This window comes from Paenibacillus sp. 11B (assembly GCF_030487755.1).
Lineage (GTDB): Bacteria > Bacillota > Bacilli > Paenibacillales > Paenibacillaceae > Paenibacillus > Paenibacillus vandeheii.
Window position 1 is genome coordinate 66,836 of the sequence record NZ_JAUKNS010000002.1, and the last position, 21,861, is coordinate 88,696.

Genomic DNA, 21,861 nt, shown 5'->3' on the forward strand with positions numbered 1-21,861 from the left:
TTTTTTCAATTCTTCGGTTTAACCTTTCAATGAACCAACCATGACACCTTTCACGAAAAAGCGCTGCAAAAACGGATAGATGCACAGGATCGGTATCGTTGCTACCATAATCGTTGCATACTTGATGGTTTCCCCAATCTGAAAGCGATCCCCGGCCGAGGCACCTGCGGACATGCTCTCCGTGGAATTGGCAATCAGAATCTCACGCAGCACCAATTGCAGCGGGAACAGCTCACGGCTTTTGATAAACACCGATGCATAGAACCACCCGTTCCACTTATCTACCGCGTAATACAGAATCATTACGGCAATGACGGGCATGGACAACGGGATAATAATACGGAACAAAATGGTAAAGTGATTGGCTCCATCAATCTTGGCCGATTCTTCCAGGCTGTCCGGAATACCCATAAATGATGTTCGCATGATGATCAGGTTAAATGTACTGATGGCAAAAGGCAGAATGGTCGACCACAGCGTATCTAACAGGCCAACGCCTTTGACAACCAGATACAGCGGAATCAACCCGCCGCCAAAGAACATCGTGAACACGATAAAGAACATGAACACCTTGTTCCACATCACGTTTTTACGTGATAGCACGTACGCACCAAGCGCTGTCATGAACAGGTTGACGATGACGCCAAACACGAGAATAAACAAGGTATTACGGAAACCTGTGGCTATCCCTGGATTGGCAAGTACACTCTTGTAAGCTTCCAGACTGAACCCTACGGGCTTCCAAAGAAGGCCCTTGTTCGCTAACAGCTGCGCCGAGTCGCTTAAGGATGCGAATAACACGTAAAGTAGTGGATACAAGGTGACGATAACAAGCAGGATTAGAAATGTATAATTCAAGATCGTAAAGATTCGGTCAAACCAACCGCTTTCCTTAATCAAAGTTACCACCTCACCATAAGCTGTTTTGACTCACTCTGCGGCTGATATAGTTCGCCGAAATCAGAAGAACGAGATTGATGACTGAGTTGAATAGACCGACTGCCGAGCTGTAACTCCATCCGAATTCCAGCAATCCCTTTCGATACACGAAGGAAGAGATCACATCTGCCGTTTCATAGGTTACCGGATTGTAGAGGAGAATGATCTTCTCAAACCCGACATTCAGCATATTCCCCATCCGGAGAATGAACATGATTGTAATAATAGGCAGTAATCCCGGCAGTGTAATGTGGAACATTTGCTTGAGACGGCTCGCACCGTCTATCTTCGCCGCTTCATACTGTTCCAGATCGATGCTCATTAATGCAGCGATATAGATAATCGATTCCCAACCGATCCGCTGCCATATTTCAGAAAGGACATAGATCGGACGGAACAACTCCGGCTTTTGCAGCATCGCCTGACCGTCATATCCGAGCATCATGATGAGACGGTTGATTAAACCATCCGCGTTCGTGAAATCTGTAATAATACCGCATATGACAACAAGAGAGATGAAATAAGGCATATACGTTATTGTTTGAACAACCCGCTTGAACGTGCGCTTACGTACTTCATTGATGAGCAGCGCCAGAATGATCGGTGCAGGGAATTCAAAGAGCAGCGTGTACAAACTGATGAGCAGGGTATTCTTAAGAACCCGCAAGAAATAGTAACTGTTAAAAAACTCTTCAAAGTGCTTCAGCCCAACCCAATCACTCCCCAAAATACCCTTCATCGGAGAATAGTCTTTAAAGGCAATAATTGCACCGTACATCGGACCGTAATGAAATATTAAATAATATCCAATAACGGGAATCATCATGATATACAAATACTTGTTCATCATGAAGTCCCGAACGAACCGGCTTCTGAAGGATTGACGATTGCTCATGATGTACCTTTTCACCTCTTTTCAATCGGGAGGGCCAGAGCCCTCCCCTTTTACAATTACCGATTGTTGTAGCGTTCGAGTGCTGCTGTCTGGATTTCGATAGCTCGATCCAGATGTAACGACTTCATCTTCGCAACATAGCTCTCAAATTGATCCACCGATTCGTTACCCAGAATGATCTTGATCGTCATCTCATCGACGAGCGTGTTGATATCATTCATGATGGTCGCGTATTCGGAGCTCTCTTCAGGTGTAGGTGTGATTGAAGGCAGATTATATTTTGCAGCCTGCGTATTCTTCCATACATCAATGGCATCACGCTGGGTCTGCAATGCAAAGAACTGCTCAGCATAACGTTTGTCTTGAACGAACGGACCGTTATAACTGCTGCGGGCATATAGTGAAATTGCTTGTGCCGGAGCAAGTTTATCCGGATTCTTCAATAACAAATCCGTAAACTTCGGATAACCATCTTCCATGTTGTAACTGACGCCTTCTTCCCCAAAGTTAAAGAACATGTGCCCTTCCTCACTATAGCCATAATCCAGCATGCGAACGGCAAGTTCCGGGTCCTTGGCTGCCGTAGTGATGGCAACAGTACCTTCCGAGGCATAACCCTGGTTGAGCTGCCCGAATTTTGGAATGTCGCCTTTGTTAAGCACCGGATATGGCGCAGCGACCAGAACGGCATCCGGATCATTTGCTTCTACGAGCGGCTGCCATTTGCCGATACCCCCACCTGCGTTGCCAACACTGGCGCCAGTCGCACCCGAAGCGAGGTTGCCGTCAACCGATTTGGTATCCGCTGTTGAGATGTTTTTATCGATCAGCCCTTCTTTGTACCATTCCTGGAATAACGTCAAGTATTCTTTGAATCCCTCTTCTGACGGGCCAAATTTGACCTGTCCATCTTCCTGATAGAATCCGCGGTTTACACCGAAGGCGCCAAGGAAAGCACCATTACCGGAATCATTAAAGAAACGTGGCTTACTTACAACAGAGAATGGAGCGGCGGCGCCTTTTTTCTCTTTAAAAGCTCTCAGAGTCGTTGTCCACTCATCAATCGTTTCCGGAACGGGCAGTCCCAGCTCATCCAGCCAATCCTTACGAATGATTGGACCCTGGAAGACACGAAGATACTCGTCTCCCCGAACGAACGGGAATACATAGTAGCTGCCACTGTCCGTTTTGACCATCTTGTCGATGTCCGGATTCTCCTGCAGATATTTCTTCAGATTTGGCGCATACTGGTCAATCAGATCGTTCAGCTTGAGAATGTAACCATCGTTGATGGCTTTCTCCGGTCCACCGGGGAAATCTCCGATGAAGTTGTACTCCAGCATGTCTGGCAAATCCCCGGACGCCAGCATCACGTTAAAGGATTCTCTGACCTGACCTGTCGGAGGTGCCGTGAATTTGAGTGGCACGCCGGTTTTTTCCTGCCATTTTTGAAAGAATGGAATTTCGCTGTGCGAATTTTTGACCCCAATCAGGTTTCCGTTAATTTCACCCCAATACGTAAGCGTCTTATCCGTTTGAATTGGATAGGTAGTTGCTTCCGTTGATCCGCTCGGTGTCCCTTTATCGGTATCGCCCGCTGTACTGTCTCCGGACGAACACCCCAGGATCGTTGCACCTAATAACAGGATCATCAAACTCGTAGATAACACTTTTCTTCTCATGGACCTTATCCTCCACCTTTTGGGAATGTCTGTGCTCTACCTCAGATTAAGGGAGGGGCCATTGAAGCGATATTCGCAAAAGATCAAATGTCATGTTGATTTCGTCAGAAGGAACTGATCATTTAGCCAAAACGATAGACGAATTCTCTATGTACTCATCTGTAATGTCTTGAAATTACTGTGTTGGCGCAGGGTTGTGACTGTACTTCTGACATCACAAAAAAACAGACCATGAACAAGGTTCATAGTCTGTAACGTGGGTGAATATGAGTGGATTGGAACATAACGAATATATTGCGCCAGGGCTCGCCTTCTCATTTTCAATCCCAAACGACTTCTGTGCCTGCGATAAAATCGTGTAGTGCACGTTTGTCCTCGCGAATGGCCACCATGAAGACACTTATAATGAAACCAATGCCAAATGTGATTGCGTATACCAGCCCAGCAACAACTACACGCATCAGCATCGTTCCGATTCCCGGAGGCTCCTGTGTATCATATTTTCGAATTCGAATTCCGCAAATCCGCTTTCCTATCGTTCTACCGTACCAGAAAACGGGCAATAAAATGGAATACAATGCACTTAATATTTTGGCTATAGGTTCATCACTATCAAAGTTTCCTGTAATGAGCCCTGCGAAAACCATTAACGGCAATGCAATAATAATAGCATCCAGAATACTGGCACCCAGCCTTATCCAAAAACCTGCTTTATACAAAATGTTTCCTCCAAACTTTCTTTACTAAAAAGACTAAAAAATACGTTATTCCTAACTCCTTTCATTCATTTGTTCTAACTCAACATATGTATGTACATATACGGAGAGTATAACAGAAAAATTTACTATATAGCCCAACAAAACACAATCAAATTCCTTTCCATATCTAAACACTTTTCATATGTATTAGGTTACAGAAAGAGACCATATTGAACATATGGCCTCGGCAATACGTGGAATGGGAAGGTTACGGTTGCTCGTGAAAAGCTTTCCAGAATGAGCCCTCTGTATTAATGATATCCTTGATTTGGGCAAAAGGAATCGTAAATGTCGGAAATCCCGCCACGTAAGGAGCGATTTCATAAGGTCTGAAATACACATGCAATGCATCACGTGAGACAAAAAACGGCTGATCCGGGCTAATTCCCTCATACGTGTCCGGAAAAACATAAGAGTATTGCGGGTCATTTTTGATCTGATCGCCTATAATTTTGCTGAGTACCTTCACATAGTCACTGTTTGGCTTAAATAAATCCTTGAGCTCATACATCTGACCGCTACTCAGATTAATAATCGCATAGATCATCGTAGGCATACCATGTGCTGCACCAGCCGGGTAGTTATAACCCGTGAGTTTGAGTTGAAGCAATTGCTGCTGATAAAATGTAATATCAAAATCCCCTGTATACGTGTAATCCAGCTTCTGATTCGCAGGGATGGGCTTCACTTGGGATAGTGCCTTTAACTTGGCGTTGACTGCAAGCTGAACTGCTTGATCCGTTAACCCTTCCAATTGCGGATAATACACAAGGTAATCGGGGTTGGGCTTATATTTCTCTTCGCGTACACGATATGGCGGGTGAAGCGGAACGATTGTATTTTGCCGCCAGATGATCTGCCCGGCCCGGTTTACATAGGAAACACGCTGGTCGACATACGCCTTGATCAAATCCGGAGCTACCACTTCAAGTGTGCCCGAGCCTTCAACACGGGGATATCCCGTTGCAGGTCGCCCGCTTAGATCCAAAAAGAACGTTTGCGTTCCATTCGTGGCTGAAGCCAGCCCTCCTTTGTAATTCGATACATCCGTATATACAAAATCCGAAAGCCTTCTACCGCTGACATCCGCAATTGCATAGACCGAACCCATAAAAGACTGTTTGGGATCAATAGCTTGCCCCAATGCCAGACGATGTTCTCCCAGATCGCGAATATCATTGTAGCCGGATTGGATGGTAAATGTGCCCTGTGTATTAATAACGCCATAGCTGGAGTTGTAGTCCTCCGCTGTATTCACAATAGCGTATCCACCATTAAACGGTAAAGCCGAGGTGAAGCTAGGCTGAATTCGGACATGACCACTTTCGTCAATATAACCGTATTTACCCGATGTTTCTTTCTGAAAAGGAAGTAATCCGTCACCCAGAGGTCCCACATAGGCATACGGGTACGTCGCCAGTCGCTGACCATTCCGATTGATTAACGCATATTCATTATCCTTGATCTGCACAACGGCCTTGCCATCCTGAAAATCGTTCGCTGAAGCGAACTGCGCCCGAATGACCTCATTTCCAGCTGTGTCCAAAAAACCGTAACGACTGACTTCCCCACCTGGCTGACTGCTGTCTGAAAGGTAAAACAGCGCTCGGCCATCCTTCACATCGGCAATAAACGGATATGCCCGTTTGGTCAGCACATTACCCTGTTCATCAATCATCTTGAACCCTTGAGAGTCAATAACAATGGCCCGACCTTCTGCAAAAGAATTAATGGAATCGTATACAGGTTGAACAACGAATTGGCCGCTAAGATTGATGATGCCTGTCTTCCCGTTTTTTACTACGACAGCCAGGCCATTTTGTTGAAAGTCTTGGGCATCGTCAAGGATCGGTTCAAGTCGAATACGACCTTGGGCATCCATATAACCCCACCGGGTTCCTGTTGTTGTTCTGACCGATATCGGAAATAGCCATGTCGTTTCACGTGCATGACCCTCTGTGCCCACCGCTTGTCTAATCTTCTTTTCCAGCTCAAGCAGAGCTTCCCGTGAAGGGTATGGGTCATTGAAACGTAGCGCTTTTTGGACAGAAACGAGTGCAGCAGTAAATAATCCGGCTTTATACTGAGCGTCCGCAAGATAGTACCAATAGAAAGTATAATCTGGATGCTGCTCTGCCAATTGTTCGTAATACTTCACGACCTTAGGAAAGTAATACGGGTATACATCTGTTGCTTGAACCCATCTCCCATTCTGCCAGCGGATGATCTCGACCCGATAAGCTTCACCTGTATCATGAATCCAGAGTGCAATCTCCACTTTTCCATCTCTGCCGTGGGGACCGGGCATATCAATGATTTCCACATGGCTGTAATACAAATCTTCTGGCGCTAAATCTTTCAGTCCCATTTCCGTCCAATCGTATACAGCAAGCTTCGACCAGATCGCACCGATCTGCCAGCCGACAATGAGATTATTTCTCGCCGTAGATGTCACAGATGCCGCTGTCAGCAAGGTAACGCCATACCCCAAGCCTTTAGTCAAAGACATCTTGATCCAGCGACCTTGGTAAAATTTCAGAACAAGCAGCATTAATTCTCCGCCCTGCTCATATACAGCAGCAATCTCCGGCATTCCGTCTCCGGTTAAATCTGAAGCATAAATGGCCGGATGTTGGACCGGTTTATCAATGGTGACGACAGTCGCGTCAGCCGGGATATGTTGATTAACAATTTGTGTTAACAGAGGTTCGCTCATGGACATGCCTGTTTCCTCCTCAAGACAGCATTCGCCTACTGGTATGGGTATGCATCATAAGCGGGGATATGACATCTGAACGAATATGGCCCTGTGGATTATTAAACGATCCGTATATTGAATCTAATCCTTGCCCTAAACGCTACTCCAATTAATTATGAAGCTTTTCGTACCATATTTGTTAGTCAAAAACAAGGTTTCAATCGCCATAATATTGAATATATAGATGGTGCAGGCTTTTCGTATGAAGCCACTGGAATGAACATATACTCCCTTAGATAAGATTCGTAACATTACGAGTCTTTGATGAGAGGGGATCAACCAATGGTTAATGATACTTCACAGCCTGAATTCTTCACCCGAGAATTTACACAAAATCCTTATCCGGTATATAAAAAACTGCGACAGAATGATCCCATTCACAGAGTCCTGTTCCCTCATGGTGATTTCGGTTGGATTATTACCCGATATGAGGATGCGGTCGAGGTGTTGAAAGACAATCGCTTCAGCAAGGATGTCATTAAACGTTATGGGCCGGATCAAGATAACATTTTTGTGCATAACATGCTTTTTTCTGATCCGCCCGATCATCGTCGGTTGCGTGGACTTGTACAGAAGGCATTCACTCCCAGGCTGATTGAAGGCATGAGAAGCCATATTCAGGATATTGCCGACGATCTTCTGGATAATCTTAATTCCCAGGACAAGATGAATCTGATTGATGAGTTCGCTTTTCCGTTACCGATTATTGTCATCAGCGAAATTCTCGGTGTTCCTCTTGAAGATCAGGACAAATTCCGTCTGTGGTCCAATTCCATCATCGACGCGACAAGCGACGAGAATTCCGAAGTGTTTGAGAAGCATGCCAAAGAGTTCATTGATTACCTGAATGCCTGGTTTGCCAAAGTACGTGAGCAGCCGGGCGACGATCTGATCAGTCAGCTTGTTGTGGCAGAAGAATCAGGAGAGCAGCTCACTGAAAAGGAACTACTTGGTGTAGTCGCGCTGCTCATCATTGCCGGACATGAAACAACCGTTAATCTGATCGGCAATGGTATACTTGCCCTTCTGGAGCACCCGGAACAACGCGAGCTGCTGATTAATCGGCCTGAGTTGATCCATAACGCTGTTGAAGAAATGCTGCGTTATAACGGTCCGGTTGAATTCAGCACGTCCCGCTGGGCATCCGAGGACATTGAATTTCATGGACATCACATAGCTAAAGGTGAACTTGTTATTGTAGCGCTGGATTCGGCCAATCGAGATGAAGCGAAATTTAAGGATGCGGATGTGTTTGACATCACTCGTGAGAAGAGCGCCCATTTGGCATTTGGCAAAGGCATTCATCTCTGTCTGGGAGCCCCTCTCGCGCGACTCGAAGGTGAGATTGCTATCAACACTCTAATTCGCCGTTTTCCCGATATGCAGCTTCAGGCGGATGTGAATGAACTTGAATGGAGACCTGGCATGATTGTTCGCGGTGTTAAGGAAATCCCGGTACAGCTTAAATAGAAATGTATTTGGAGTAAGGAAAGCGAGGCACCTGGCTGCATGGAAATAAACACCATTGTTTTAGTCGTTTTTTTAATTCTTATTCTCATCTTATTGGTTCGTGTCATCAGCTTGCAGACCCAGCTGAATGAACTGAAGAGGGATGTAGAGCGCCTGGAGAATGGAGCAGGTAGTACTGCACACTTCCCTCTTAGTCATAACGCTTCTTCAGTGAATGTATCTCCACCTCCACCGTCACAGGCTGATCTGACTGAACTTGATAGGGAGCTGCAGGCACTTGCACAACAGGGCAAGAAAATCATTGCAATCAAAAAGGCTCGTGAAGCCAGAAACCTATCACTGAAAGATGCCAAAGAATACGTCGAGTCACTCGAACGACAATAAGAGTGAGTTTGAATCGACTTTCCAACTCCCTGCAAAGGTTTTTGCTTCAGTTGATTCATTTTCGACTGAAAGTAACGATCTTCTTCGTAGGGAGTTTACTTTTTTCAAAAGACATGATAAAGTTATTTCAATATTTATAAAAATAAGAAATAAAGACGAAAGGAACGATTTTGATGCAATCCAATACGATTGATGAACAGGCCGTCAAAATTCATAAAGCTTTGGGCGAACAAACGCGATATAAAATTATTCAGATCCTTTCGGGTGAAAGCAACCTGTGTCCAGCTGATTTGGAAAATAGGCTTGTAACGGTAGCGCTCTCCACTCTATCTCATCACCTGAAGCAGCTATCCGATTGTGGTTTGTTGACGTCACAAAAGAAAGGCACGTATATTTATTACAGCCTGAATACAGAAACTGTCCAGAGATTCGCTCCTTATCTGTTGGATAGGTAAATTTTTGTCCGTTATTTCTATAATACTAGAAATATGAAATCAACAATTAAACACTCGTCCTGGCACATTGGAATGCAAAGACTCATCGTAGTTGCATAACTATCCTTTTGCCAAAACACCCAGTACATTAGATGGTTTAACTGCTCAACCATGTCTCATCGGTTCATTCATAATATTGTTATCCCGTTCTCTCGTCTTTATTTCTATATTTCTAAAAATATAATAATAACAAACAGAAAGAGGTTATATGCTCATGTCTAACACATGGAAAATCTATGTTCTCGCCTTGGTCAGCTTTCTTGTAGGGACCTCCGAATATGTCATTGCTGGTATTCTGGACAGGATCTCTGACACCATGAATATATCATTAATTGCTGCGGGACAGCTGATTACGATCTTTTCACTCGTTTACGCGCTCGGTACGCCCATCATAATTGCCTTAACATCCCGTATGGACCGACGCAAACTGCTGCTCTACTTCCTTGGACTATTTGTCATAGGTAACGTCTTGGCCTTCTTGCTCCCTGGATACGGACTGTTCATCGCCGCACGAGTCTTAATGGCTCTGGGAGCCGGGGTGGTTGTTGTTACATCCTTGACGATCGCGGCCAAAATAGCGGCTGTGGGTAAACAGGCCAGCTCTATCGCAACGGTTATTACCGGATTTACCGCTTCCTTGATCGTGGGAGTTCCTCTGGGAAGAATGGTTGCTACAGCTTGGGACTGGAAACTTGTTTTTGCAGGTATCGCGATTCTGGGTGTCATTGCCATGATTGTTATTGCCATTACGATCCCGCCATCTGAAGGCGAAGCACCGGTTCCTTTGAAAAAACAATTATCCCTTCTTAAGCAACCTCGTATCGGCTTGGCGCTGCTTGTCAGCTTTTTCTGGTTAGGAGGCTATTCCATTGCGTATACTTACATTTCACCTTACCTGGTATCTATTGCGGGCATGAGTGAAGCATTATTAAGTTCCGCTTTGCTGGCTTTTGGTATCGCAAGTCTGATTGGTTCCAAATCCGGAGGATATAGCGCCGATCGTATGGGAGTAAAAAGAACACTCCTCATGGGTATGGCCCTGCATGTCATAAGTCTGCTTATGCTGAATGTCACAGCTCATTCGGGTGCGGCCGTCTTCATTGTATTGATTCTGTGGTCCTTTTCCGCCTGGTCTTCCGGTCCAACACAGCAATATAATCTGGTGACGATGGCTCCGGAATCGTCCGGGATTATGCTGAGTCTGAACAGTTCGGTTATGCAACTCGCGATGGCTGCCGGTGCCGGTATTGGAGGAATTGCCGTCAGTGCTGTTTCATTGTCATCCATCACCTGGATTGGAGCTTTAGGGGTGGTCATTGCCATGATTATTATCATTCTTGCCTACCGTCCGGGAGTTGCCACTACGCCTCAGACCGAATCATCCCATGTGGCATGATGGAGCGTAAGCTCAACAATACAAATCATCAAATGCAAAAAGAGAGGCACTGTGACTTTACAGTAAGCCTCTCTTTCTTATTCAGTCTGATGGATGCTTTAGGTGTACGGTTCGAAACGGTGCTGTGTCAAGACTAAGGCGAACGTAAGTCTTATCTGAGCAAATTGGTCTTTGCCAACTCAATCAGCTCATCGCCACGTCCATTCAATACTGCCTTCATCATCCATAAGGTGAAGCCCTCGGCCTGTTTGATATTAATCTTCGGAGGCAGGGACAGCTCCTGTCGATTCACCACAACATCAATCAGAACAGGACCATCATGCAGCAATGCACGCTCTAAAGCCCCTTCCAGATCTGCCGGATCTTCAACCCGTATTCCTTCCAGACCCATCGCTTGGGCTACAATAGCAAAGTTCGGATTCACAAGCTCGGTACCGGACTCAAGCAATCCGGCAGCTTTCATCTCCAGTTCAACAAAACCCAGTGCTCCGTTGTTAAACACGACAACTTTAATAGGGAGATTATGCTGTTTAAGAGTCAAAAGATCACCCATCAGCATAGCAATGCCGCCATCACCGGACAAGGATATGACTTGTCTCCCCGGATCAGACACCTGTGCTCCAATCGCTTGTGGTAGAGCATTCGCCATGGTGCCATGACTGAATGAACCCAGCAATCGGCGCTTGCGGCTCATTTCAATATAACGAGCTGCCCATACGGTAGGTGTACCTACATCGCAGGTGAAGATCGCGTTCTCGGCGGCAGCATCGCTAATGACCTTGGTTAAGTATTGGGGATGAATTGGCATTTTTCCGGGTTTCCCAACAGCAAGCTCATCCAGTTCTTTACGAACTTTTTCGTAACGTTCCACGCTTTTATGCAAATGTTTGTCGCTGTGCTCTTCCGTCAGATAGGGCAATAACATTTCAATGGTAGCCTTCACATCGCCGCACACGCCGTAATCCAGCTTCGTACGGCGACCAAGGTGTGAAGACTGAATATCTACTTGAAGTACGACTGCATCCTCCGGGAAGAATTGACGGTATGGAAAATCTGTTCCCAGCATCAAGAGCACATCACAGTCCATCATGGCATGATAACCGGATGAGTAACCGATTAGTCCCGTAAGGCCTACCGAATACGGATTATCGTACTCCAGATACTCCTTGCCTCGCAGCGCAATAACCATTGGGGATTTCAAGCGATCACAGAGCTGCATGAGAGGTTCACGCGCACCAGCGCAGCCTGCCCCGCACAGCAACGTAATTTTTTTACCTTGATTCAAAAACTCCGCCAGTTTCCGCAATTCAGGTTCGGAAGGATGTACAACCGGATGGGTGGGATGGTATACATGCTCTGGCACTGGCAGATCAGCCGCTTCCAGGGCCGCTACGTCCCCTGGCAATATAATGACGGAAACGCCAGAACGCGCAACTGCGGTCTGCATCGCCATCGTAAAGGAACGCGGCATCTGTTTGGCCGTTGTAATGACCTCACAATAATGACTGCATTCCTGAAATAAATACTCTGGATGAGTCGCTTGAAAATACTCACTCCCAATCTCATCACTAGGAATATGAGCAGCGATGGCAAGTACTGGTACACGGTTCCGATGACAATCGTACAGACCGTTTATCAAGTGCATGTTTCCCGGTCCGCTACTGCCCGCACATACTGCGATACTTCCACTCACTTGGGCATCTGCCCCGGCCGCAAAAGCAGCCACTTCTTCATGGCGGACATGAATCCATTCAATTTTACCCGAGCGACGGATGGAATCCAGTACCGCATTCAAGGAGTCTCCAACGATACCATAGATGCGTTTGATGCCTGCGTTCAATAATGCTTCGACCAGAACGTCTGCAATTGTTTTTTTCATGAAAGGTCGGTCTCCTTTATTCGCTTATTTTGAATTATGTTTCCACCGCGTTAAACTACCTATTCTTTTACCCCAATTTTTTGAAATTAGAAACAAAATCATATGTATTTATGGATATATACAAAAATCCGCTTGTCATGGAACTGACAAACGGATCATGGTTACACGATAGTTTATAATGCTGTTCATTCATACTTTTGAATTGATTTACATCAATAAATTCACAATTAAATAGCAGGCATCACATTGCCGCCACTGACCGGGATATAGGCCCCAGTGATAAAAGAGGACAGGTCGGATGCCAGAAATGCTACCGCATTGGCAATTTCCTGATCTTCTCCCCTACGTTTCAACGGCACCGTTTGAATATACCCCTCATCATGTCCTGGCTCACTGTTGCGGTCACGTTCACTGATTGTCCATCCAGGCGCAACTTGGTTGACCGTAATCTGATGCTCGCCTACCTCTTTTGCCAGCACACGGTACAAACCGTCCATTCCGCGTTTACCCGCCGTATATGCAGACTGGGTAGCAAAATTCTGCATCGCACATTCCGTATTAATACCAATGAATCGACCAGCTCTGGCTTCCTTCATAGCCGGAATGAAAGCTTTGGCAAGATATACACTTTGCATCACGCATGATTCGAACTGGCTTATATAATCGTCCGGTGATTGTTCCAGCACTGTTGTCCAGGCATATTGAATGACCGCATTGGCAACCACGATATCTACATCTCCGAGGCTGGATTGAATTTCATCACGCATCCGAAATACCGTATCTTGCTTCGTGATATCACCCTGAATAATGACCGTTTTCCGACCGATGGCTTCAATCTCACCTTGAAGCTCCCTGGCCTTCGTTTCATTATTTATGTAATGCAGCGCCAGATTTGCACCACAGTCTGCCAACGTACGAGCGATGACCCTTCCTAATTGACCAGTTGCTCCAGTCACCAGCGCCGTTTTACCTGTAAGATCCAATTTCATAGGGACAGTTTCCCTCCTCTGAGCTACATGTGTAGTAACGAAATTTAGTGATAAAGCAAGAAGGATTATAAAATAGATTAACGCTCGATAGCATCAAAACGGAAAACGCTTTCGAGGTTCATGTTATTTGCCGTGCTGAACGAGATCGATTTCCTGGAAGCGACTAACTTCCTTTTCCCACCGTTCTTCTACATATTTGCGATGAACCGGGTGAACATTATATGCATCATACGCAGCCTGATCTGCAAATACCATTGAAAAACTGTAGTCAAACTCATTTTTTTCGCTCACCTGACGCAGGACCTGAAATTGCTCCACACCTGGAATTTTCGCTAGGGCATCCGTACTTTCGTTCAGAAATGCCTCTGCTTCAGGTGTATCTTTGCCTGCGTAAAGTGTAAACGTTACCATATGATTGATGCTGCTCATCTCTATTTCCTCCTAATGTATGATCTCACTCTGTTTCCTAGTGTACCTCCGTTTGATATGTAAGCGCAATAATTGTATGCAATTTTTTATTTATCCTTGTCAAGACACAAAGAAACCCCGAGGACAAGTCCCCGAGGTTTCTTCGCAATCTATGGACAGACTAGTTTTTGATGTTGTATTTACGGTTAAAGCGATCAACACGACCACCGATGTCCACGTTTCTTTGTTTACCTGTGAAGAATGGGTGGGATGCGGAACTAGTGTCCACACGGATTACTGGGTAAGAGTTACCATCTTCCCATTCCATAGTTTCGTTCGAGAACTTAGTCGAAGAACTCAGGAATTTGTAATCAGCACTTGCATCGAAGAAAATTACTGTTTGTGTCTTTGGATGGATGTCAGCTTTTGGCATAATCTATTTACACTCCTTTAATATGGGTACTTCTTAGAATAGAACTAAATTTTATTATACTCTTTTTTTGGACGAAGTACCAGTCGGAATTGAACAAACGATAAATATTTTACAATTCACTGCAATTTGCACAGGTTTTAGACTTCAAGTTAAGCCCTTTTCCAGCACGTTCAGCATATATTCCAACGCTTCAAGTTCATCTCTTCCCCGTGTCTGCAATCTCACCACACTGCCGTGTCGAATGGGAAGAAGCGCCATTCCGAGCAGGCTTTTGACATCTACACGATGCTCATGATTTGCATCCATAAATGACAATGAAATATCCGAGGAAAAACGCGACGCTTGAGAAGATACAGACATCAGATCATCCCGGTGGAAATCAGAGTGAATCCTAAATTCATGTGTTCTCACAACCTTCAGTTCCTTTCGCTAAGTTGCTATTCAACAAAATGAGTGTGTATGATTTTATATGTTAAAATCTTCAAGCATTATACCACGTTATGGAAGCTTATTTAATCCTTTTATAGCGAAAAATACAAAAAAAGGAACCCTGAACATCAGGGTTCCGTCGAATGAATTCATTTTCCGTTCGGATACACCATTACTTTCAGACTGCCACTCTTGTTGTGCAATGCCCGTTCCATGGCTTGTTGTGTCTCCTCAAGGGAATAACGATCAGTAATCAGGGACAGTACATCATGCTGGCCTGAGCTCAGAAACTCAATTCCTGCAGGATAGGTGTTGGCATAACGGAAGATTCCGTATATATCCACCTCATTGTCCGCAATAAAAGGAACATTCAGAGCAATCTCATCCTGTGCAGGCAGTCCTACAATAGCAAGCCTGCCTCCTCGGCGGAGAGAATACAATGCAGACTGAAGCGCTTTCGGATTACCCGCAGTTTCCCACGCCGTATCTACACCGACACCGTTCGTTAACTCACGGATCACTGCCAGTGCATCCTCGTTCCGCACATTAATGGTATGAGTGACGCCCATACGACGAGCGGCTTCCAGCCTCACTTCCTCCAAATCTGTGACGATGATGCGTTCCACACCAAACGATTTGGCAGCTGCAACAGCCATCAATCCCACTGGTCCCATGCCCATAATGGCAAGCGTGGTTCCCGGAGCGAGTTTACTACGTCTTGCCGCATGAATGCCCACCGAGAAAGGTTCGTTCATTGCAGCCTCTTCAAAAGACAGATGATCCGGGATGGGGAAAACCATATCTTCACGTATGGTCATGTATTGCACAAAAGCCCCATCCACCGGAGGTGTCGCCAGAAATTGCACATCGGGACACAGGTTATAACGGCCTTCTTTACATGCCGTACATCGTCCGCAGGTTACCCCAGGCTCAATCGCTACCCGATCTCCCGTTTTGAGCCGTGACACGTTCGAGCCAACCGCCGCAACAATCCCTGCACATTCATGTCCAAGTATAATCGGTTTCTCAACCACAAATCGACCAATTCTGCCATGTTCAAAATAATGCACATCCGATCCGCAGATGCCAACGGCCATCACCTGAATGAGCACCTCGTCTTCAGCTGGCTGGGGTACAGCCTGTTCTTCGATAATGATGTGCCCAGGCTCTGTCATGACAGCAGCCTTCATGGTTTCTGGTAATTGATGATGTCCCATATGTTCCCTCCTTCTCGTGTATGCCAACGTTGTTCTTCCTCCGAAGGTGATAAAGGTGAACGCTCCACTTCCTCAGATTTGTTCTGTCTTGTCGTTATCGTGTAAATGTTTAGTTCAGCTTATATCACTCTCGTATCCAGATTAATATATCGTTCTTCCTTGTTCATCTGCAATACCGCTTTTGCGATAGAAGTACGTATTGATCATATCTCTCCATTCCTTGGCATGCTCCGCCTGCCCAGCCTGTAACGTAGCTACCTTATCAAAAACAGTCGGATCAATTTTTCCTTCCAGCTGTCCCCATGTTTGTGCTAACGCCGCTGCCTGCTCTGCTCCAGCAAAATGTGTATCATAAATGTGCTGAATGACCGTTTTGCCAGAATGCAGAACATGGGTATACGGGACATGATGGAAAAATAACAGCAGCTCGTCCGGACAGGAGGCTACGGATTCATATCTTTCGGCATTTTCCCGGTGGTATTGCGATGTATATCCCGTTCCGCTGCTCACTGTCCGGTCCACGCCAATGCCATCACAATCGGCAAAATGATACGTTCCCCACTTGGAATATTCATAGCCATCCACATTCGGTCCATAATGGTGCTCCGGATTAACCATCCAGCCTACACCGAGCGGAGCCGTATAATTTTCATAGATTTCCAACGAATTCAGAAGCATGCCAGAGATTAGACGAACGACCTCTTCGTCATGTCCAAACGTAAGTCTGACCCATTCCTCTGCGATCTCTTCCGATGACAGCTCCGGATTCCAGGCCAGTCTTCCATATCCATACAGATTCGCCTGAGCAAGCGGGTGCCCTGTCCAGCAAGCGTCTGCACCGATATTGGAGACTGCGGCAAAGCCGCTATAAGGTCTGTTGTATAGAGAGCCGTCAGCAATACGTTTAATTTCAGAACCCGGCCCCTTGGCAAACGTATCAAAATTCAATACTTGTTTCCACTGTGGAATCAGATAACACAGATGTCGCTGCTGGCCCGTATATTCCTGCGTAATCTGGAATTCCAGTACCTGATTTGTGTTTTCCATGGCCCCGAACAGCGGGGATACGGCCTCTCGAACCTGAAAGTCCATCGGTCCATTCTTGATCTGCAAAATGACGTTGTCTGCAAATCGGCCATCCAGTGGCTTAAAGTGGTCATATGCCGCCCGCGCGCGGTCCGTGGAACGGTCACGCCAGTCTTGCTTGCAGTTATAGACGAAGCAGCGCCAGATCACCAGTCCACCGAAAGGACGAAGGGCCTCGGCCAGCATATTGGCTCCATCGGCATGATCTCGATTATACGTAAATGGGCCAGGACGATTCTCCGAATCTGCTTTGATCAAATAGCCGCCAAAATCCGGGATTGCCGCATATACCTTGGCTGTCTGAATGTTCCACCATTGACGGACCTGCTCATCCAGCGGATCTGCCGTAAGCAATCCACCAATCTCTATCGGACTTGCGTAGTTGGCGCTCAGGAACAATCGGATGCCGTACGCTCTGAATTCGGCAGCCACCTTTGCAACATCACCCAGGAAACGTTCCGTCAGGAACAGGCTCTCACGCTGGTGCACGTTAACGTTATTAATCGAAATGGCGTTAATACCTGTGGAAGCAAGCAATCTAGCATAATCCCGGATACGCCCGAGATCATGAGTGAATTCTCCATTTTCATAGAAAATGGACTTTCCCGCATAGCCACGTTCAATGCTGCCATCCACGTTATCCCATTGATTGATCATGCGTAATGCATTAACGGGCTGCTCCGCAATGTAGCTTAACCTTCCCGCAGCCGGTTGCGCATCGTTAGCGCTTTCTTGATCCAGGACAAGCTCTCTTAACAGATGAAAAGTACCATACAGCACACCTTGAGGGGTTTCCGAACCAATAAACAGTCTGCCCCGCTCCTTATCTTCGCGGATCATATAGCCTTCCCCGTGTACAGCTGAGCGCTCCGTTTCGCTGAAGGCCTGAGCTACAGCTTCCGAGCCTGTCCATGTGCCAAGCCATATCCCTTGGGCCTCCTGATTGGCTAAATCCGGATCACTCACTTGGCTGGTAACTTCCTGACTAACTTTCGGCTTGATGCCAAAAAGCTTATCCAATCCCTGAGTCAGTTCAGTTATGGCTGTTGATATCATTTCCTGATCTTCCGCCGCCGACACGGTATGGGCCCAGACTGGAGCTGCCTTTCGGGCAGCTCCCTTCACTCCGAATTGACCTTGAAGATATCCAAGCCACGCATCATACTGCGGGCCAGAGATATTGGATTGAACGGTTGTGTTGCTCATTGTACAGCCTCCTTGCTGGCATAGATCTGCTCCAGACGATTACCTTTGCCTTCGAGCAGCCATAGAATTGATGTTACACCGCGCGGGTAATACTTGCTTCCGACCGCCTCACCTGCCAAGATCTGGTCACTCCAGCACCAGTAGGATTCCTCTGGATGCAACAGCCAGTTTACATGGGCAGCGTCAGCAGCCTTCCCTGTTTCATCCCATTCCACGTCGAGTAGTTCTCTTGTAATGAACTGGGACAGATATATTTTGCTAAGCCATGAGTTATTGCTCGTAGAGGACAGCTTCCAGCCTCCATCCTCAAACAGACAAGTACCAGGTACAAGAACAGTCTTAAGGTGGGTTCGAAGTGCTTGCAGATAAGGTCCAAAACGGCCATTTACATCCAGCGCACCTTCACAGCCTGTAAAGTATGGGAATACCAATCCTTCTATGGCCGGAATGATGCGGGAATTATTGTTTTCAGCGATAACTGCCGGAATGTAGCCACTGTCGGTTAACTGAGCTGCAATACTGGCTGCACAGCGATCTGCCTGACGTCCTGCGTGATGAGACAATTCAGCCAGTTTCTCCGCAGCAAACAACTTCTCCAGTGCAACATAGACGGCCCAGCATTTGCCTGCCAGGTAGATGTTATTCCGCGATTGTCCAAGCGATACATCCAGACTGTCATAGGTGGTAATTTCAGCTCCACCCTTGGTGCGACTGCTATCCAGTCCCATCAGGCCATTGCGTTGTTGTTCATCCGGATGATCCCGGTTCAACATGCTTTCGAAGCAATCACGAATGACGGGAAGCATTTCTTTAACAAACTGCTGATCCTGTGTCTGTTCAATATATACAGTCGCACAGGAAAGCCAGTTCACGAGTTCCTCGTGGCTCATTTGGGAGAAGCAGTCATCGATGCCCACCAGTTCATACGCCGAGTGTCCCGGACGCGAGAATACATTGGCTACACCAATATCATGCGTGAACGTAATGCCGCCCGGGTATTCCTTCTCATCGCCCGGGAAACGTACTTGATCCGTATAACTGTAACGCTTCACAAACCACTCCAGCTCATTACGCACCGTCCAAGGATTCAAAGCAAGCTCGAAATACAGCTGATCTGCGGTCAGATCCAGAGTATTCATCATCCGGTATTCCCCTTCATTTACGATCCAGAACGGCTCGCCGTCTGCATCCAGCAGCTGTGTACTTGCATAGTAGCTATGAATGGAATGGGCAAGCATAAATGACTGGTTCTCACTCAAAGCAGATACGCCAAGACGTTGTTCCACCTCAGCACAGGAAGCAGTCAACTCGCTGAAACGATTAAGCGCATATTGCCCGGCTTCCAGAATATCCGCAAAATAACGGGTATACCAGTAGGTCGTGTCCATACCCGAAGTAACGATCCCACCACGATAGAAACATACAGCGAATTGATACGTACGCTTTTCTCCGGCTGGAACGTCCATCAACAACGCAGCTGTTTCGCCCAGTCCGAAAGCCAGATTCTCACGATGCTTCTCCTGCAATATTTTCTCCAGCGTGAACCCGCGAGCAGGCCATAGTCCCTCATCCGCAGACAAAATTGCGGTTAGGCGCCCTTGTCCAACACCCGTTAACGCTCCCCCCTCTGGTCCTCCGATGATACGCATCGCAGAGTAAGGATCATTCCCCTGATAGCCAAAATATGCTTTGCGCGATTGCTGCCCTTGCGAATTATCAATCGTCATCTCGACCAAGACTGCGGGTACAAGGGCATCCATTAAGGCATCACGATCGCCGCTGAGCGGTTCGGGTACAGGCCGCACAGGGGAGTAAATACGAAAAGTCAGATCACCGGCTGTCCACGTATCTGTTCCGGAAGTGAATACACGGGTAATATCCTCATCCCGAAACGCAGAAATCAGCGGACGAGACGTTTGTGCTCCAACTCCCGCTGGCGTGCTCGATTCACTTTGTAACGAGGCCGACGACGCCAGATCTGAATCCGAATTCTCCACTTTTTCAACATCGTACCGAACGCTCGCATCCTCAACGGCTTCGAAAAATGGTAAAGCTTCATAGTTTTCACTGTCACGAGATTGTAATCCGATATATACATTCTGATCTGCTGGCTTGCCAAGCTCCAGGCCTAGTCCGCCTTTGGCTCCTTTGTATCCAAGCGTAAAGCTGGCAAAAGCCCCGATCGGTGAGTGATGGGCATTATAAAAGATGGATTTGGAAGTGCTCATGAACGATGACCCCTCTCAAAATGGTTTGCATACGTTTTCATTAGCCCCATCCTACCACGGGCATTCCACCATAGACCATGGTCAAATCAATCGGATATTTACCCAAATCAAGCTAATAGATTATAATACAAATAAAGCGGTTACATCTGTTTCGATTCATATATCTCCATCATTCCGTTCAGAAGCAACTATAGATTCCACTATAATTATAATGATTGAGGGGGCCTTCCATGTCTTCCACCTATTTGCCTCCCGCTTTGGGAGAAAGTGTGCATGAGGTATTTTACCCGGATGTACAAACCACGGTAAACCTGTTCGCCATTCATTTGCGAAGTGTCGGGGCGAATTGGGATTATCCGGCGCATGAACATCCGCAATATGAGCTGAACTATGTAACGGAAGGCGAACAACACATGACTGTGAATGGCAAGCTGTATATTCAAAAGGCTGGCGAATTACTCCTGATTCCTCCAGGAAGCATTCATTCCAGCCTGAGCCATAATGGCAAGGGTTTTACGTATTTTTGCATGCATTTTGATATCGATGACCAGTTATTTCTCTCCTTGCTTGCACGAATCAAGCAGGTTTTGTTCGATGCAGATAGTCCGGTTACCCGCCAGATCGAGCCTGTACTTCGCAAATTAATGTCTTCTGCTGACAATCGGGCAACGAGTACGATGGTACAACGCATGCAGCTGCAATCGGCGGTATTTGAACTGTTTGGACATTTATGGGAAGCGGTCTCTCAGGAAGCCGCTCAATTGTTCACGGACGGATATGAGAAAATCGAGCTGGCTCACCAGATTCGTAATCGGCTGCAAGGGCTGGTAAGCCAACAATTCAAGCAAGGACGTGAGTCCGACAGCCATTATGGTATTGATGATATTGCAGCAGAGCTGGGCATCAGTTCCTCCCATTGTAACCGTGTATTTCGACAGGTGTATGGTCAGTCTCCGCGCGTATATTTATCTGAAATGGTTCTGCATGAAGCCAAAGTTCTGCTGGGTAACCCCAAGCTGTCAATTCAGAACATTGCTACCATGCTTGGTTATAAAGATATTGCCCATTTCAGCCGTCAATTCAAGCGCTGGTCGGGTGTTTCCCCAACATGCTACAGACAGGAGCAGCCTGCTCCCGAATGAGTATCATTCATCCAACATCAGTCCAGTCCAGTCCAGAACTTAATTGCTGTAGGGTTAAACGTCGGTTC

Annotated in this window: 18 protein-coding genes; 5 read left to right on the forward strand and 13 right to left on the reverse strand. The window is 46.5% G+C overall.

The genetic code is table 11. From position 1 onward, the window contains the following. Nucleotides 1-18 precede the first annotated feature (18 nt). The 5 genes from Q0V21_RS08850 to Q0V21_RS08870 all read right to left on the reverse strand — a co-directional run bounded on the left by Q0V21_RS08850 (nt 19) and on the right by Q0V21_RS08870 (nt 6,996). Nucleotides 19-900 carry a carbohydrate ABC transporter permease gene (locus Q0V21_RS08850; protein ID WP_024631936.1) on the reverse strand — a complete coding sequence of 294 codons (882 nt, stop codon included), beginning with the start codon at nt 898-900 and terminating at the stop codon, nt 19-21. A 10-nt stretch (nt 901-910) separates the two neighbouring features. Continuing rightward, entirely contained in the window at nt 911-1,834 is a 924-nt protein-coding gene (locus Q0V21_RS08855; protein WP_024631937.1) for an ABC transporter permease, read from the reverse strand. A 56-nt stretch (nt 1,835-1,890) separates the two neighbouring features. Continuing rightward, nucleotides 1,891-3,516: an extracellular solute-binding protein gene (locus Q0V21_RS08860; protein WP_301878500.1), complete on the reverse strand. Its 1,626-nt coding sequence runs from the start codon at nt 3,514-3,516 to the stop codon at nt 1,891-1,893. 320 nt (nt 3,517-3,836) lie between these two features. After that, nucleotides 3,837-4,235 carry an RDD family protein gene (locus Q0V21_RS08865; protein WP_443145764.1) on the reverse strand — a complete coding sequence of 133 codons (399 nt, stop codon included), beginning with the start codon at nt 4,233-4,235 and terminating at the stop codon, nt 3,837-3,839. A 247-nt stretch (nt 4,236-4,482) separates the two neighbouring features. After that, nucleotides 4,483-6,996: a WG repeat-containing protein gene (locus Q0V21_RS08870; protein ID WP_301878501.1), complete on the reverse strand. Its 2,514-nt coding sequence runs from the start codon at nt 6,994-6,996 to the stop codon at nt 4,483-4,485. 318 nt (nt 6,997-7,314) lie between these two features. Here Q0V21_RS08870 and Q0V21_RS08875 point away from each other — a divergent pair, with 318 nt between their 5' ends. The 4 genes from Q0V21_RS08875 (at nt 7,315) to Q0V21_RS08890 (ending at nt 10,776) form a co-directional block, all read left to right on the forward strand. Further along, nucleotides 7,315-8,502 carry a cytochrome P450 family protein gene (locus Q0V21_RS08875; RefSeq protein ID WP_301878502.1) on the forward strand — a complete coding sequence of 396 codons (1,188 nt, stop codon included), beginning with the start codon at nt 7,315-7,317 and terminating at the stop codon, nt 8,500-8,502. A 39-nt stretch (nt 8,503-8,541) separates the two neighbouring features. Further along, on the forward strand, nt 8,542-8,886 hold the full coding sequence (locus Q0V21_RS08880) for a hypothetical protein (protein ID WP_079344691.1): 345 nt from the start codon (nt 8,542-8,544) through the stop codon (nt 8,884-8,886). A 173-nt stretch (nt 8,887-9,059) separates the two neighbouring features. Next, a complete protein-coding gene (locus Q0V21_RS08885; RefSeq protein ID WP_024631952.1) occupies nt 9,060-9,341 on the forward strand; it encodes an ArsR/SmtB family transcription factor in 282 nt (93 codons plus the stop codon). 253 nt (nt 9,342-9,594) lie between these two features. Continuing rightward, nucleotides 9,595-10,776, forward strand: a complete 1,182-nt coding sequence (locus Q0V21_RS08890) for an MFS transporter (protein WP_301878503.1) — start codon at nt 9,595-9,597, stop codon at nt 10,774-10,776. Nucleotides 10,777-10,927: 151 nt separating this feature from the next. Here Q0V21_RS08890 and poxB read toward each other — a convergent pair whose 3' ends face one another. The 8 genes from poxB to Q0V21_RS08930 form a co-directional block, all read right to left on the reverse strand. Continuing rightward, nucleotides 10,928-12,655 carry a ubiquinone-dependent pyruvate dehydrogenase gene (gene poxB, locus Q0V21_RS08895; RefSeq protein WP_301878504.1) on the reverse strand — a complete coding sequence of 576 codons (1,728 nt, stop codon included), beginning with the start codon at nt 12,653-12,655 and terminating at the stop codon, nt 10,928-10,930. Between the two features lie 227 nt (nt 12,656-12,882). Beyond that, nucleotides 12,883-13,644, reverse strand: a complete 762-nt coding sequence (locus tag Q0V21_RS08900) for an SDR family NAD(P)-dependent oxidoreductase (protein WP_301878505.1) — start codon at nt 13,642-13,644, stop codon at nt 12,883-12,885. A 123-nt stretch (nt 13,645-13,767) separates the two neighbouring features. After that, entirely contained in the window at nt 13,768-14,073 is a 306-nt protein-coding gene (locus tag Q0V21_RS08905; protein ID WP_301878506.1) for a Dabb family protein, read from the reverse strand. A 160-nt stretch (nt 14,074-14,233) separates the two neighbouring features. Then, nucleotides 14,234-14,485, reverse strand: coding sequence for a type B 50S ribosomal protein L31 (locus tag Q0V21_RS08910; protein WP_024631957.1), 252 nt, complete (start codon nt 14,483-14,485; stop codon nt 14,234-14,236). Nucleotides 14,486-14,629: 144 nt separating this feature from the next. Further along, on the reverse strand, nt 14,630-14,845 hold the full coding sequence (locus Q0V21_RS08915) for an HPr family phosphocarrier protein (RefSeq protein WP_301878507.1): 216 nt from the start codon (nt 14,843-14,845) through the stop codon (nt 14,630-14,632). A gap of 218 nt (nt 14,846-15,063) precedes the next feature. Next, nucleotides 15,064-16,131 carry an NAD(P)-dependent alcohol dehydrogenase gene (locus Q0V21_RS08920; protein ID WP_301878508.1) on the reverse strand — a complete coding sequence of 356 codons (1,068 nt, stop codon included), beginning with the start codon at nt 16,129-16,131 and terminating at the stop codon, nt 15,064-15,066. Nucleotides 16,132-16,272: 141 nt separating this feature from the next. Then, a complete protein-coding gene (locus tag Q0V21_RS08925; protein WP_301878509.1) occupies nt 16,273-18,423 on the reverse strand; it encodes an alpha-glucuronidase family glycosyl hydrolase in 2,151 nt (716 codons plus the stop codon). Further along, nucleotides 18,420-20,651 (reverse strand): glycoside hydrolase family 52 protein, encoded by a 2,232-nt coding sequence (locus Q0V21_RS08930; protein WP_301878510.1) that lies wholly within the window; start codon nt 20,649-20,651, stop codon nt 18,420-18,422. The genes Q0V21_RS08925 and Q0V21_RS08930 overlap by 4 nt, the downstream gene beginning before the upstream one ends. Nucleotides 20,652-20,881: 230 nt before the next feature. On the opposite strand from Q0V21_RS08930, the gene Q0V21_RS08935 reads away from it, so the two are divergent. Beyond that, nucleotides 20,882-21,793: a helix-turn-helix domain-containing protein gene (locus Q0V21_RS08935; protein ID WP_301878511.1), complete on the forward strand. Its 912-nt coding sequence runs from the start codon at nt 20,882-20,884 to the stop codon at nt 21,791-21,793. Nucleotides 21,794-21,861 lie beyond the last annotated feature (68 nt).

Excerpts from the sequence above, each read along its gene's own strand:
- Q0V21_RS08935 (WP_301878511.1), top strand. The coding sequence starts at position 20,882 with ATGTCTTCCACCTATTTGCCTCCCGCTTTGGGAGAAAGTGTGCATGAG.
- Q0V21_RS08890 (WP_301878503.1), top strand. The coding sequence starts at position 9,595 with ATGTCTAACACATGGAAAATCTATGTTCTCGCCTTGGTCAGCTTTCTT.
- Q0V21_RS08880 (WP_079344691.1), top strand. The coding sequence starts at position 8,542 with ATGGAAATAAACACCATTGTTTTAGTCGTTTTTTTAATTCTTATTCTC.
- Q0V21_RS08870 (WP_301878501.1), bottom strand. The coding sequence starts at position 6,996 with ATGTCCATGAGCGAACCTCTGTTAACACAAATTGTTAATCAACATATC.
- Q0V21_RS08925 (WP_301878509.1), bottom strand. The coding sequence starts at position 18,423 with ATGAGCAACACAACCGTTCAATCCAATATCTCTGGCCCGCAGTATGAT.
- Q0V21_RS08910 (WP_024631957.1), bottom strand. The coding sequence starts at position 14,485 with ATGCCAAAAGCTGACATCCATCCAAAGACACAAACAGTAATTTTCTTC.
- Q0V21_RS08920 (WP_301878508.1), bottom strand. The coding sequence starts at position 16,131 with ATGGGACATCATCAATTACCAGAAACCATGAAGGCTGCTGTCATGACA.
- Q0V21_RS08900 (WP_301878505.1), bottom strand. The coding sequence starts at position 13,644 with ATGAAATTGGATCTTACAGGTAAAACGGCGCTGGTGACTGGAGCAACT.
- Q0V21_RS08855 (WP_024631937.1), bottom strand. The coding sequence starts at position 1,834 with ATGAGCAATCGTCAATCCTTCAGAAGCCGGTTCGTTCGGGACTTCATG.
- Q0V21_RS08930 (WP_301878510.1), bottom strand. The coding sequence starts at position 20,651 with ATGAGCACTTCCAAATCCATCTTTTATAATGCCCATCACTCACCGATC.
- Q0V21_RS08875 (WP_301878502.1), top strand. The coding sequence starts at position 7,315 with ATGGTTAATGATACTTCACAGCCTGAATTCTTCACCCGAGAATTTACA.
- Q0V21_RS08905 (WP_301878506.1), bottom strand. The coding sequence starts at position 14,073 with ATGAGCAGCATCAATCATATGGTAACGTTTACACTTTACGCAGGCAAA.
- Q0V21_RS08885 (WP_024631952.1), top strand. The coding sequence starts at position 9,060 with ATGCAATCCAATACGATTGATGAACAGGCCGTCAAAATTCATAAAGCT.
- Q0V21_RS08915 (WP_301878507.1), bottom strand. The coding sequence starts at position 14,845 with ATGTCTGTATCTTCTCAAGCGTCGCGTTTTTCCTCGGATATTTCATTG.
- poxB (WP_301878504.1), bottom strand. The coding sequence starts at position 12,655 with ATGAAAAAAACAATTGCAGACGTTCTGGTCGAAGCATTATTGAACGCA.
- Q0V21_RS08860 (WP_301878500.1), bottom strand. The coding sequence starts at position 3,516 with ATGAGAAGAAAAGTGTTATCTACGAGTTTGATGATCCTGTTATTAGGT.